The 15,012-nt window shown below is 74.8% G+C and carries 3 protein-coding genes; all 3 read left to right on the top strand.

The genetic code is table 11. The features are described 5' to 3' along the window. Positions 1–2: 2 nt before the first annotated feature. Genes ACIOC1_RS14415 through ACIOC1_RS14405 form a run of 3 tightly spaced genes read left to right on the top strand, consistent with a single transcriptional unit; the run spans position 3 to position 14,964 of the window. A complete protein-coding gene (locus ACIOC1_RS14415; protein WP_401854317.1) occupies positions 3–1,346 on the top strand; it encodes an NAD(P)/FAD-dependent oxidoreductase in 1,344 nt (447 codons plus the stop codon). Continuing rightward, positions 1,346–10,255 (top strand): beta-ketoacyl synthase N-terminal-like domain-containing protein, encoded by an 8,910-nt coding sequence (locus tag ACIOC1_RS14410; protein ID WP_401854315.1) that lies wholly within the window; start codon positions 1,346–1,348, stop codon positions 10,253–10,255. The genes ACIOC1_RS14415 and ACIOC1_RS14410 overlap by 1 nt, the downstream gene beginning before the upstream one ends. Further along, positions 10,252–14,964 (top strand): type I polyketide synthase, encoded by a 4,713-nt coding sequence (locus tag ACIOC1_RS14405; protein WP_401854313.1) that lies wholly within the window; start codon positions 10,252–10,254, stop codon positions 14,962–14,964. Before ACIOC1_RS14410 ends, ACIOC1_RS14405 begins: the two co-directional genes overlap by 4 nt. The last annotated feature ends 48 nt before the right edge of the window (positions 14,965–15,012 follow it).

Here is a 15,012-nt window from a genome sequence, read left to right as displayed (position 1 = left end):
TCTTGTCCGCAGTCGACTATGACATCGGGATCATCGGTGGAGGCCCGGCAGGCTCCACCGCGGCCTCATACCTGACCAGGGCCGGACTCACCGTCGCGGTCTTCGAGGGGGAGACCTTCCCCCGCGAGCACGTCGGCGAGTCACTGGTGCCCGCCACCACCCCCGTACTGCGCGACATCGGCGCGCTCGACCTGGTCGAGCAGGCCGGATTCCCCCGCAAATACGGCGCGGCCTGGACGTCCGCGGCACCGGCCGGCATCCCCACCATGGGCTTCGGCGGCCTCTCGCACGGCCTCGGCGCCGCCGAGATCGAATTCGACGAGCGCGACCAGCCCGGCGTCCTCCAGTCCCACACGTACCACGTGGACCGGGGCAAGTTCGACCAGCTCCTGCTCCAGCACGCCGCCTCCTGCGGCGCGAAGGTCTTCGAGAACACCCGCATCGGCAGCGTCGACTTCTCCGGCGAGCACCCGGTGATCCACCCCGTCCGCGACAAGGACACCGGTGTCACCGTCCGCATGGTCGTGGACGCCAGCGGGCGCGGCACGATGCTCGGCCGCCAGCTCAAGCTCAAGGTCCCCGACCCGGTGTTCAACCAGTACGCGGTGCACACCTGGTTCGACGGCCTGGACCGCACGGCCCTCTCGCACGACAAGAAGAAGGCCGACTACATCTTCATCCACTTCCTGCCGCTGACCGACACCTGGGTCTGGCAGATCCCGATCACCGACACCATCACCAGCGTCGGCGTCGTCACGCAGAAGAAGCACTTCACCGCCTCCAAGGACGACCTGGAGGGCTTCTTCTGGGAGTGCGTGGGAAGCCGCCCCGAACTGCGCGCCGCGCTCGAGGACTCCGAGCGCGTACGCCCCTTCAAGGCCGAGGGCGACTACAGCTACGGCATGAAGGAGATCACCGGCGACAACTTCGTGCTGATCGGCGACGCCGCGCGCTTCGTGGACCCGATCTTCTCCAGCGGCGTCAGCGTCGCGCTCAACAGCGCCCGCATCGCGACCAAGGACATCATCGCGGCGGCGGAGGCCGGGGACTTCAGCAAGTCCCGCTTCACCGAGTACGAGCGGACGCTGCGGCGCGGGGTGAGCAACTGGTACGAGTTCATCTCCATCTACTACCGGCTGAACATCCTGTTCACCGCCTTCGTGCAGGACCCCAGGTACCGGCTCGACGTCCTCAAGATGCTCCAGGGCGACGTCTACGACGACGACGAACCGCGCGCGCTCGCCGCGATGCGGAAGATCGTCGCCACGGTCGAGAACGATCCCGACCACCTCTGGTACAAGCACCTGGGCAGCCTGTCCGCGCCCTCAGCGGCGGCGCTGTTCTGATGACCGATCAGGCCCCGGAGGCGGTGGCGATCATCGGTGCCGGCTGCCGCTTCCCGGGCGGCGTGGCGGACCTGGCCGGATTCTGGCGGGTGCTGCGGGACGGCACGGACGTGATCACCGAGATCCCGCCGTCCCGCTCCGACCTCGCCCGGCACTACGACCCGGACCCCGACGCGCCAGGCCGGACGTACACGCGCTGGGGCGGTTTCATCGAGGACGAGACGCGTTTCGACGCGGAGTTCTTCGGTATCGCCCCGCGCGAGGCCCGGCAGATCGACCCGCAGCAGCGGATGCTCATCGAGGTCGCCTGGGACGCGCTGGAACACGCCGGGATCGTCCCCGGCAGCCTCGCCGGCACCCGTACCTCCGTCTTCTCCGGCGGCCTGAGCGTCGACTACTTCCTGCGGCACTCCCGCGAGGCGGGCGTCCGCGGCATCGACCCCTGGTACGCCTCGGGCAAGGAGGCCAGCTTCGGCCCCGGCCGGCTGTCGTACCTGCTCGGCCTCAACGGCCCGAGCGTGGCGCTGAGCACCGCCTGCTCCTCGTCGCTGGTCGCCGTGCACCTCGCGCGGCAGAGCCTGCTCACGGGGGAGTCCGACACCGCGCTGGTCGGCGGCGTCAATCTGCTGCTCTCCGCCGAGCTGACGGTGTTCATGTCCAAGGTCGGCGCCATGGCCAAGGACGGGCACTGCAAGGTCTTCGACGCGGCGGCCGACGGAATCGTCCGCGGCGACGGCTGCGTGGTGCTCGTCCTCAAGCGGCTGACCGACGCGCTCGCCGACGGCGACCGCGTGCTGTCCGTGATCCGCGGCTCCGCCGTCAACCACGACGGGCACAGCGCGGGACTGACCGTGCCCAGCGCCGCCGCCCAGCAGTCGCTGCTGCGGGACGCCCTGGCCGCCGCGGACGTACGGCCCGACGAGATCGGCTACGTCGAGGCGCACGGCACCGGCACCCCGCTCGGCGACCCCATCGAGATGAGCGCGCTCGCCCGGATTCTCGGCGAAGGACGCGACGCGGAACACCCGCTGCTGGTCGGCTCGTTGAAGACCAACTTCGGGCACACCGACGGCGCGGCGGGCGCGGCCGGGCTCCTCAAGGCGGCACTGGCCGCACAGCACGGCGAGATCCCCCCGCATCTGCACCTGGACCGGCTCAACCCCGGTATCCGCTGGGACCGCTGGCCGGTGCGGGTGCCGACGGACCTCACCGCGTGGCCGGACGGCGGCGGGCGGCGACTGGCCGGCGTCAGCGCCTTCGGGCTCAGCGGCACCAACGCCCATGTGATCGTCGAGGCACCGCCCGCCGTCGCCCCGCCCGCCGAGGCGGTACAGGACCGGCCGTCCCGGCTGCTCCTGCCGGTCTCCGCGCGCTCCGGCGCCGCGCTGCGCGAACTGGCCCGTGCGCACCGCGACCGGCTGCTCGACCAGCCGGAGGCCGAACTGGCCGCGTACGTCACGGCGGCGGGCACCCGGCGCACCCAGCACCGCGAGCACCGCATCGCCGTCACCGGCAGGACGGCCACCGAACTCGCCCAGGAACTCGGCGCGTTGCTGGAGACATCTCTCGACACCGCCGTGCCGGACCTGGCGGCGGAAGAGCGAGGCGGCGCGCAGTGGGGCGGCACGGACGCCGGGGACTTCGGCGACCCGGGCGACTCGGGCGACGACCTGCCGCAGGTCTGCTTCGTCTTCTCCGGGCAGGGCGGCCAGTGGACGGGCATGGGCCGCGAACTGCTGGCCCACGAGGACGCCTTCCGGACCGAACTGGCCCGCGTGGACGAGCTGATCGCCGCGGAGGCGGGCTGGTCGGTGATCGGCGAACTGACCGCGGACGCCGAGCACTCCCGGCTGACTCGGACCGAATTCGCCCAGCCCGTCGTCTTCGCCGTGCAGGTGGCCGCCGCCGCGCTCTGGCGCTCCTGGGGCGTGGAGCCCGCCGCCGTCATCGGGCACAGCATGGGCGAGATCGCCGCCGCCCACGTGGCGGGCGCCCTCACCCTCACCGACGCCGTACACGTCATCGTGCACCGCGGACGCCTCCTCCAACGGGCCGAGGGCGGCGGCCGGATGGCCTCCGTTGCCCTCCCCGAAGCCGACCTGCTGCCGCTGCTCGCCGCACACGGCGACGACGTGACCGTGGCCGCCGTCAACGGTCCCGCGAGCACGGTCGTCTCCGGACGCACCGAGGCCGTCGAGGCCCTGGGCGCCGAACTGGCCGAGCTCGGCCACGGCTACCGCGCGATGCCCGGCGAATACGCCTTCCACAGCGCGCAGATGGCGCCCTACCAGGACGAACTCGTCGCACTGCTCGGCGAGATCACCCCGGCGAAGCCGCGCGTGCCGGTCCACCTCACCTGCGAGCCGGGCACCGATGGCCCCTTCGGCGCCGACTACTGGGGACGCAACCTCCGCCAGCCGGTCCGCTTCTCCGCCGCGCTCGGCCGCGCGCTCGACGCCGGTCACCGCCTCTTCGTGGAGCTGGGCCCGCACCCGGTGCTCGCGCAGCCCGTCGTCCAGAGCCTGGAGGACCGGGGCGTCGACGGGCTCGTCGTCCCCACCCTGCGCCGCGACACCGACGACGTCACCACCGCGCGCACCTCGCTGGCCAGGCTCTACGCCGCCGGGGTCGACATCCGCTGGCCCGAGGTCAATCCGGGACCCACGGCCGTCACGGACCTGCCCGGCTACCCGTGGCAGGGCGACAAGCTGTGGTTCGACATCCCCGCGCCCGACGCGAACGCCGATGCCGACACCCTGCCGCGACTGAGCGCACTGCACGGCGAGTTGAAGCTGTACGACGAGGCCGGGCGGCTCGTCGCCGAGACCGTGGGGCTGCGCCTGAGCACTCCGGGCGCGCCGCTGTCCGAGACGGCGCCGCCCGCCCTGCCCGCGCCGGTGGACGCCGCTCCCGCCACCGCTCCGGCGACCCCGGCGCGCCCCAGCCGCGACCAGCTCGCCGACCTGGTCGCGGACGCCGCCGCGGAGGTGCTGGGGCTGGCCTCCGGCACCACCGTGGCGCGCGGTCGCGGCTTCACCGACCTCGGCATGGACAGCCTCGGCGCCGTCGAGCTGTGCAAGGTGCTGGAACGGTCCGTGCCGCTGCGGCTGCCGAAGACCGCGGCCTTCGACCACCCCACCGTGCGGCGGTTCGCCGACTACCTCGACGGCCTGCTCGGCGACGCCCCGGCTCCCGCGCCCGCCGTGTCCCGTACGACCGCCACGGCGGCCGTGTCCCGTACGACCGACACGCCCGCGGCTCCGGCCGCGCCGACCGGCACGCCCGGCGCGCCCGAGCCGATCGCCGTCATCGGCGTCGGCTGCCGCTTCCCCGGCGGCGCCGAGGGCCCGGACGCCTACTGGCGGCTGCTGACCGCGGGCCGCGACGCCGTACGCCGCGCCCCCGACGGCCGCTTCGACGACCCGCGCGTGTGGTGGGGCGGCTTCCTGGACGACGACCCGGCGGGCTTCGACGCGCCGTTCTTCCGGATCCCGCCGCGCGAGGCCAAGGTGATGGACCCGCAGCAGCGGATGTTCCTCGAAGTGGCCTGGGAGGCGCTGGAACACGCGGGCGTCCCGCCGACCTCGCTCGCCGAGTCCCGCACCGGGGTCTTCCTCGGCATGAACTCCACCGACTACGCCCAGATCGTGGGCAGCCACCCCGACAACGTGGACGCCTTCTACGGCACCGGCACCTCCTTCAGCGCCGCCGCCGGCCGCCTGTCGTACCTGCTCGGCATGCGCGGCCCGAGCCTGGCCGTCGACACCGCCTGCTCGTCCTCGCTGGTCGCGGTGCACCTCGCGGTGGCCAGTCTGCGCTCGGGTGAGAGCGACCTCGCGGTCGCCGCGGGCGTCAATCTCATCCTCGGCCCCACCATCCACCGGGCCAGCGACGCCGCCGGGGCCCTCGCGGCCGACGGCCGGTGCAAGACCTTCGACGCCACCGCCGACGGATACACGCGGGGCGAGGGCTGCGGAGCCGTCATCCTCAAGCCGCTGTCCGCCGCCCGGCGCGACGGCGACCGGGTCCTGGCGCTGATCCTCGGCTCCGCCGTCAACCAGGACGGCGCCAGCAGCGGCTTCACCGCCCCGAACGGTCCCGCGCAGGAGACACTGCTGCGCGCCGCACTCGCCGACGCCCGCGTCGGCGCCGACGACATGGACTACGTCGAGGCGCACGGCACCGGCACTCCGCTCGGCGACCCGATCGAACTGCGGGCGCTCGGCGCCGCGTTGGCCGGACGGACGACCCAGCAGCCCTGCCTGGTCGGCTCGGTGAAGACCAACATCGGCCACCTGGAAGCCGCGTCCGGCATCGCGGGGCTCATCAAGACCGTCCTGGCCCTGCGGCACGAGACGGTGCCCGCGCACCTGCACTTCACGCGGCCGAGCCCCGACATCCCCTGGGACGAACTGCCCCTGGACGTCCCGACCGAGGCCCGCCCGTGGGCCCGCGGCGAGCGCCGCAGGGTCGCCGGGGTCAGCGCCTTCGGCTTCAGCGGCACCAACGCGCACATCGTGCTCGCCGAGGCCCCCGCGACCGACGCCTCCGACGCATCCGACATCCCCGATGCTTCCGGCACCTCCGACGCGGACGACGGCGCCGCCCTGACCGCCCGCCTCCACGTCCTGCCGCTGTCCGCCGCGTCCCCCGCCGCACTGCGCGACCGGGCCGCCGCCCTGCGCTCACTGCTCACCGCCGAGCCGGACGGCGACGCGACACGGGACGCGCACGGCGCGGAACCGGCCGCCGTGGCGCGGACCCTGGCCGTACACCGCTCCCACCTCGACCACCGGCTGGTCGTCGTGGGCCGCGACCGCGCCGCGCTCGCCGAACGACTGACCGCCGTCGCCGACGGTGACAGCGTCCCCGGCACCGTCCTCGGCAAGGCCGCCGCACGCGCACGCGGACCCGTCTTCGTCTTCTCCGGACACGGCTCCTACTGGCCCGCCATGGGCCGCTCCCTGCTGGCCGCCGACCCGGTGTTCCGGGACGCGATCGCGGACTGCGATGCCGCGCTCGCCCGCCACCTGGACTGGTCGGTGCGCGAAGCGCTGGAATCCGCGCGCGAGCCTTCGAACGAACTCGACCAGCAGATCATGCTCTTCGCCACCCAGTACGGCCTGACGGCGAGCTGGCGCGCCCTGGGCGTCGAGCCCGCCGCCGTGCTCGGCCACAGCATGGGCGAGGTGTCGGCCGCCCTGTGCGCGGGCGCGCTCGACCTGGCGCAGGCCGCTGAGATCATGGTGCGCCGCACCCACCTGCTGCGGGCCCTGGTCGGCCAGGGCGGCATGGCCGTGGTCGGCCTCGACGCCGACCGCACCGAGGACGAACTGGCACCGTACGGCGACCGGTTGTGCGTCGCCGTGGTCAACAGCCGACAGTCGACGGTGGTGTCGGGAGAGACGACCGCACTGGAGGAACTGGGCGCCCGAATGCGCGCGCGCAACGTGTTCTTCCGTGCGGTCAACGCCGGCGGCCCGGCCCACAGCCCCTGGGCCGAGCCGCTGCGCGAACAGCTTGTACACGCCCTGACCGGCCTGGCCCCGGCCGCCCCGCGCCTGCCGATGTACTCCTCGGTGGACGGCGCGCCGCTCGCCGCCGACACCCCCCTGGACGCCGCCTACTGGGGCCGGAACCTGCGGCAGACCGTACGGTTCGCCGACGCAGTACGCGCAGCGGCGGCGGACGGACACGACACCTTCGTGGAGCTGTCCGCCCACCCCATCCAACTCGTGCCCATCGAGCAGGAGTTGCGGGCCGCGGGCACCGACGGACTGTTCGTGCCGTCACTGCTGCGCGACCAGGACGGCCCGGAGTCGCTGCTCACCGGGCTCGGCGCCCTGCACGTCGGCGGCCAGGCCGTGGACTGGCCGCGGCTGCACCCCGGGAACGGCCCGCTCGCCGAGCTGCCGACCTACCCGTGGGAGCACAAGCGGTACTGGGTCGACCAGCGCGACGCCGCCCCCGCGAACAAGGGCGCCCACCCGCTGCTGACCCGCGACGTCCGCACCCCGTCGGGCCGCGTCGTGGAGACGGACCTCGACGCCCGTACCGCCACCCGGCTCGGCGCCGAACCCGTGGGCGCCGCGCTGCGGGTGCCCGGCGCCACCTGGCTGGAGCTGGCCGTCGCCGCGGCCGGGACCGCCTTCGGCCCCGGCCGCCCCGTCCGCCTTGAGGAGATCACCCTCGACCGTCCCCTGCTGGTCCCGGCCGACGGCTCCGTCACCACCCAACTCACCCTGGAACGCGCCGCGTCGGGCGACCGGCCGGGTCTGGCGCTCACCTTGTGGGAGCCCGCCAGCGACACCGCGCCGCGCCCCCGCCGCCTCGTCTCGGGCCGCGCCCTGCCAGGACGCGCGCCGGCCGACACCGCTGCGGACGCCCCGCCGCACCCGCGCGGCCCGGTCGACGAGGCCCTGCGCGCCTGGGTGGCCCGGCACGCCACCGGGGACTGCGCGCCGACCCCGGAATCGGCCCGGACCGCCGACGGCCGCATCGAACTCGAACTGCGGCTGCGCCCGGCCACCATGCGCTGGCACCTCGCCCCCGACCTCCTCGAACTCGCCCTGCGGCTGCCCGCGTTCCTGCTGTCCGCCGACCCCGCCGACCCGGCGCCGCTCCCCGCCTCCCTCGACAGCCTCACCCTGTACGCGGCCCCCGACGACCGCGTCCTCGTCACCGCCGCCCTGCGCCCCGACACCGCGGGCGACCCGACCGCCGACATCCGCCTGACCACCCCCGAGGGCCGGCCGCTCGCCGAGATCACCGGCCTGCGCCTCGCCCCGCCGCGAGGCCGCGTCCTCAACCAGGAGGAGACCGCGCGCCTCACCACCAGCCTGTACGTCCTCGGCTGGCAGGAGCGCCCGCTGACGGTCCGTCAGCCTGAGCAGCGGCCGGCCGAAACCCCGGCTCGGCTCGAAGCCAGGACACCGCAGCGCGGCTTGACCGCCCATGTCCCCGCCCAGCGGGACGGCCTCGGCGCATCGCGGACCGACGACGACCCGTCCACAGCCGCCGGGGGAGCGGGGGCGCCCCTGACCGGACCCGTCACCGTCGTCCTCGCCGACCGCGGCGGCGTCGCCGAAGAACTGGCACGGGCACTGGCCGCACAAGGCCGGCCCACGACCCTGCTGGCGGCCGACGGCGAGCCCGACACCGTACGGCAGCGACTCGCCGACGCGCTGCGGGAGTTGCGCACCGGGCCCGGCTGCCGGGACGTCGTGCACCTCGCGGCGCTGGACCTGCCGGAGCGGGACGAGCCCGACCCCCTCGCCGTGGCCGACGCGTGCGCGGGGGTGACGGCGGTCGCCTCCGTGACGGCGGCGGTCGCCAGCGGCGCACGCGTGCTGTACGTGACGCGGGGCGCGGTCGCGGTGGACGAGCTGGAACTGCCCGCCGCCGCACAGGCACCGCTGCGGCAGTCCGCGATCGTCTCCGGCGTGGAACGCCCCACCGCCTGGGGCGCCGCGCTCGACCTGGACCCCCTGACCTCGGGTGTGGCGGAGGACGCGGCGGCCGTCGCGGCCGAACTGCTCGCCCACGGCGCCGACCGCGCCGGAGGCGAGGACGTCGAGGACCAGATCGCGCTGCGCGCCGGACGCAGGCTCACCGCCCGGGTGCTGCGCGCCCCGGCCCCGCCGCCGCTGTTCGAGCCGGTCGAACTGGCCGCCGACCGCAGCTATCTGGTGGCGGGCGCGGAAGGACCGCTGCCCGACCGGGTGGCCGCCTGGCTGACCGCGCGCGGCGCGGGCCGCACGCTGGTCGTGCCCCGCGTGGAGGACGCCAAGCAGGCGACCCGGCTGATCGAGGACGAGGCCGCGGCCGGACACCCCGTCGCGGGCGTGATCTGGCTCGGCGTCGGCTGGAATCTGCCGATCGACCAGGAGCCGACCGCCGCCGCGATCGCCGAGGCGGTCGAGGACCGCGCCCGCGGCGCGTGGCTGCTGCACCAAGCAGCGCTCGACACGCGTACCGACCTGGACCTCTTCCAGGTATGGGGCACCGTGGCGTCGGCCTGGGCGGCGATCGGGGCGGGCGTACAGGCCCCGGTGGACGCGCTGCTCACCGCCCTCGCCGGGCACCGGCGCGCCCTGGGCCTCCCGGTCTGCGCCATCGCCTGGGCGCCCTGGCTCGACGTGGATCTGCTGGACCGCGACAGCGCCAACCGGCTGACGCGCAGCGGCATGCGCCCGCTCCCGCCCGGCATCGCCGTGGAACTGCTCGACCGGATCACCGCGGCCGGCCTGACCGGCGCCGCCGCGGCCGACGCCGACTGGGGCCTGCTGCTGCCGCTCTACCAACAGGCCCGCCCCTGGCCGCTCTTCGACGCCCTGGCCGCCGAGGCGGCGGCTGCGCCCGGTGACTCCGGCGCGCTGCTGGACAAGCTGCGCTCACTGCCCGAAACGGCGCGCGGCGATCTGCTGCTGGAGTGCGTCCTGGAGGAGGTGGCGGTGGTGCTCGGCCTGGACGGACCCGGCGAACTGGAGCCCCGGCAGGGCTTCTTCGAACTGGGCCTGAACTCCATCACGGCGCTGGAGATGAAGGTACGGCTGGAGCGCCGCTTCGGCAGCGCGCTCCCCGCGACACTCGCCTTCGAATACCCGACGGGCGACGCCGTGGCCGGATTCCTCGCCGCCGAGGTGGTCGGCGGATCGGGCGACGAACGGTCTCACGCGCCGCAGCCCGCCGCCGGCAGCGTCACCCGTACCCAAGACACCGGACGCGCCGAGAACGCCGCGACCACCGGACGCGCCGAAAGCGCCGAAGGCACCGCGGACAACGCCACCGTCACCGGCGACCTCACCGATGAAGACGACTACGACGACCCCGACGACGCGGACCTCTTCGCCCGTCTGGACGCCGAAGTCGCCGCCGTGAACGCCCTCATCGAGGGAGACAAGCGATGAACCAGCCCACCGACGGTGCCGGACCCCGCACATCGGACCGTACGCCGGAGCGCGCACCGGACCAACGGTCCCGCCTCGCCCAGGCATTGGAGACCATCGGGCGGCTGCGCACGATGGTCGAGGACCAACGGGCCGCGCTGCACAGCCCGGTGGCCGTCATCGGCGTCGGCTGCCGCTTCCCCGGCGGCGCCGACTCGCCCGAGCGCATGTGGGACCTGCTGCGCGACGGCGTGGACGCCATCGGCCCCTTCCCGCGCGACCGTTGGGACACCGACCCGTACTACGACCCCGACCCCGAGGCGCCCGCGAAGGCGTACGTCGTGGAAGGCGGCTTCCTGGACAGCGCCGACACCTTCGACGCGCAGCTCTTCGGGATCGCGCCGGGCGAAGCACTCGGAATGGACCCCCAGCAGCGGATCGCGCTCGAAGTCGCCTGGGAGGCGCTGGAGCGGGCCGGCATCCCGCACGACTCGCTGGACGGCTCCCGCACCGGCGTCTACATCGGCGCGAGCACCAGCGACTACGTACGGCTGCGGCAGCAGTACGGCGACCCGGCCGCGATCGACGGCTACCAACTCCTCGGCGAGAACAGCTTCATCGCCGGACGCATCGCGCACACCTTCGGGCTGCGCGGACCCGCGCAGGTCGTCGACACCGCCTGCTCCTCCTCACTGGTCGCCGTCCACCAGGCGTGCCAGGCCCTGCGCCTGGGCGAGACCGACCTGGCACTGGCGGGCGGGGTCAACGTCATCCTGTCCCCGTACGGCTTCGTGCTGGTCAGCAAGGCCGGGGCGGTCTCGCCCGACGCCCGCTGCAAGGCGTTCGACGCCTCCGCCGACGGCTACGCACGCGGCGAGGGCTGCGGTCTGGTGGTGCTCAAGCGGCTCAGCGACGCGGTGGCCGACGGCGACCGGGTGCTCGCCGTCATCCGGGGCAGCGCCGTCAACCACGACGGCCACGCCAGCGGCATCTCCGTACCCAGCGGCAAGGCGCAGCAGGAGGTCATCCGCGCGGCCCTCGCCGACGCGGGAGTCACCGCAGACCGGATCGGCTACGTCGAGGCGCACGGCACCGGCACCGCCCTCGGCGACCCCATCGAACTGCGCAGCCTGGAGACCGTCCTCGGCACCGGCCGTTCGGCGGATCACCCCGTCTACGTCGGGTCGGTGAAGACCAACGTCGGCCATCTGGAGGCGGCGGCGGGCATCGCCGGGCTGATCAAGAGCGTGCTGGCCGTCGGCCACGGCGAGATCCCGGCGAGCCTGCACTTCCGCACGCCCAACCCCAACGTCGACTGGGACGCGCTGCACCTGCGGGTCGCCGCCGAGCACACCCCGTGGCCGTCCGACGGGCAGCCGCGCACCGCGGGCCTCAGCTCGTTCGGCGCCAGCGGCACCAATGTCCACCTCGTCATCGAGGAACCGCCCGCCATGACCACCGAGCAGCCCGAGCCGGACCCGCGGCCGGGGCGGCAGGCAGAAGTGTTCGTCGCGTCGGCCCGCAGCGAACCGGCGCTGCGTGAACTCTCCCTGCGCTGGGCCGACTTCCTGCGCGCCAACCCGGCGACCCCGCTGGACTCCGTGGCCCGCACCATCGCCGCCGGCCGCTCACCGCAGCAGGTCCGCGCCGCCTTCACCGCCCGCGACACCGCCTCGCTCGCCGACCGGCTGCACGACTTCGGGACCGGCGACGGCGGCCCCGCCCCCCGCCGCGCCCAGGCCGCGCACCGCGTGAAGACCGCCTTCATGTTCACCGGCCAGGGCGCCCAGTTCGCGGGCATGGGACGGGAGTTGTACGAGGCCGAGCCGGTGTTCCGGCAGGCTCTGGAGCGCTGCGCCGAGATCGTCGACCCGGTCCTGGACCGACCGCTGCTGGAGGTCGTCCACCCCGTCGAGCCCGACGGCTCGCTCGACAGGACCGGCTACACCCAACCCGCGCTGTTCGCCGTCGAATTCGCGCTCGCCGAACTGTGGGCGTCCTGGGGCGTCCGCCCCGCCGCCGTGATCGGCCACAGCGTCGGCGAGTACGCGGCGGCGTGCGTCGCCGGAGCGGTGGACCTGGAGGACGCGCTCGGGCTGATCGCCCTGCGGGCCCGGCTGATGGAGTCGGTGACCGCGCCCGGCGCGATGCTCGCCGTACAACTGGACGCGCAGGCCGCCGAGCGGGCCATCGGCTCCCGCGCCGACCTGGTCGCCGTCGCCGCCGTCAACGGGCCCCAGGACACGGTCCTTTCCGGCGATGCCGACGCCATCGCGGAGATCCGGGCGGAGCTGGCCCGCGAGGGTGTGACCGCCAAACCGCTGACCGTCTCGCACGCCTTCCACTCGCCGCTGCTCGACCCGGTCCTCGCCCCGCTGGAGGAGGCGGCGGCGAAGATCACCTTCCGTGAGCCGCGCGTCCCGCTGATCTCCAACCTCACCGGCCGGCCGCTGGACCGCGCCACCCTCGCGGACCCCGGCTACTGGGCCCGGCACGCCCGGCAGCCCGTCCGCTTCCACGACGGCGTGCTGGCACTGCGCGAGACCGGCGTCGGCGCCTTCGTGGAGATCGGCCCCGGCCGGACCCTGCTCGGCCTGGCCGCCCGCGCCCTGCCCGACCCCGACCTGCTGTGGCTGCCGTCCCTGCGGCGCGGCCGGCCCGAGGCCGAGCAGGTCCTGGGAAGCCTCGGCGCGCTGCACGCCTGGGGCGTACCCGTCGACTGGTCGCGGGTGCACCCGGCCACCGCCGACCGGCACGTGCCGCTGCCCACGTACGCCTTCCAGCGGCTGCGACTGGACTTCCCGCTGGCCGACGGCACCTCTCCGGTACTGCCAGGACCCGGCGGGGCGGTCGCGGACCCCGAAGCCGCGGACTACCCGCAGTACGCGGTGGAGTGGCGCCGCTCGCCGCGCGCGGGCCGCGCCGCGGATCCGGCCGGGCGCACCCTGCTGTTCACCGACACCACGGGGGTCGGTGAGCGGCTGGCGGCGGAGCTGTCCTCGCTCGGCGGGGAGTGCGTGCTGGCCAGGATCGGCGACGGTCCGGCCGGGCTGCCGGGCGCCCGGAGCGTCCCCGCGGGCGATCCCGCCGCGCTGCGCGCGCTGCTGGCCGACGTCGGCCCAGTCGACCGGATCGTGCACCTGGCGGCCCTCGACGCGCCCGGCGGCGACAAGACCACCGTCGAGGACCTGGCGCGGGCCCGTGTGACGGGACCCGAGACCGTGGTGCACCTGATCCAGGCGCTCGCCGAAGGAGCCGCCCAGGCGCCTCCCGGCTCCGCCTCCGAAGCCGCCACCGCCGGGGCCCGGCCGCCCCGGCTGTGGCTGGTCACCCGCGGCGCGCAGGCCACCGGCGAGGAGGAGGCCCCCGAGGGCCTGGCGGGATCGCTGCTCACCGGCCTCGCCAAGGTCGTCTCGCTGGAACACGCCGACCTGTGGGGCGGGGCCGTCGACCTGGACCCGCAAGGCGGCGCGGCCGACAGCGGCGCCGCGGAACTGGCCGAGGAACTGCTCCTCGGCGACGAGGACGACGAGGTCGCCTACCGCGGCGGCGCCCGCCTCGTCCCCCGTCTGATCCGCTCCGGCCCCCCGGCCGACGACGCCCCGCGCCTCCAAGTGACCGGCGACGGAAGCTACTTGATCACCGGCGGGCTCGGCGGCCTCGGGCTGACGCTGGCCGAGTGGCTGGTCGGCCTCGGCGCCCGGCACCTGGTCCTCACCAGCCGTGCGGGCCTGCCCCCGCGTCAGAGCTGGGACGACCCGGCGCTCCCCGCGCCCGTCGCCGAGCGGGTCGCCGCCATCCGCGCCCTGGAGACCGAGGGGGCGCGGGTGACCGTCGCCGCCGCCGACGTGGGCGACGAGGCGGGCATGGCGGCGGTCCTCGCGGACATCGCCGACAGCGGGCAGCCGCTGCGCGGCGTCATCCACGCCGCGGGCCTGGCCGGGGCGCAGAACATCGCGGAGGCCGACCCCGAGTCGCTGCACGCCGTGCTGCTGCCCAAGGTCGAGGGAGCCTGGACGCTGCACCGGCTGCTGGACGGCGCACCGCTGGACTTCTTCCTGCTGATGTCGTCCATCGCCTCCGTGTGGGGTTCGGCGCACCTGGGCGCGTACGCCTCGGCCAACCGCTTCCTCGACGCGCTCGCCGCCTACCGGCGCGGCACCGGCGCCACCGCGCTCAGCGTGAGCTGGGGCCCCTGGCGGGTGGCCAGCGGCCTGGGCGGCGACGAGCTGATGGCCCGTCTGGAGGCCCTGGGGCTCCGGGCGATCGACCCGGAGACCGGGCTGCGGCACCTGGGCCCGCTGCTCGCCTCCGACACCGCGCACGCCGTGGTCTCCGGCGCCGACTGGACGACGCTCGGCCCGCTGCTGGAATCGCGCCGCGCCCGCCCGCTGCTGACCGAGGTCCGCGCCGACAGCGCCGGTCCCGGCCAGGACCAGGGTCCCTCCGAACACCTGCGGGCCGTCCTGGACGCGCCCGCCGACCAGCGCGAACCGCTGCTCGACGGCTACGTCAGAACCGTCCTCGCCGACCACCTCGGCGTCGCGCTCACCGAGATCACCGACGACATCAGCCTGCTCGACCTGGGACTGGACTCGCTGGGGGTGACGCAGGTCATCGCCCGCTACCGCGCCGACCTGGCCCTGCGCCTGGAACCCCGTCCCTTCTTCGAGGAACCGGCCGTCCACTGGGCACGGCTGCTCGCCGCCGAGGTCGCCCGTCAGCACTGACCCACCGATCCGGCTGCACCGGCCGAAGCCCCAGGACACACCGCCGTA

This window comes from Streptomyces sp. NPDC088197, from assembly GCF_044741185.1.
Classification (GTDB): domain Bacteria; phylum Actinomycetota; class Actinomycetes; order Streptomycetales; family Streptomycetaceae; genus Actinacidiphila.
The sequence above is the reverse complement of the archived record's forward strand: the minus strand, read 5'-3'. Positions and strand labels throughout refer to the sequence as shown.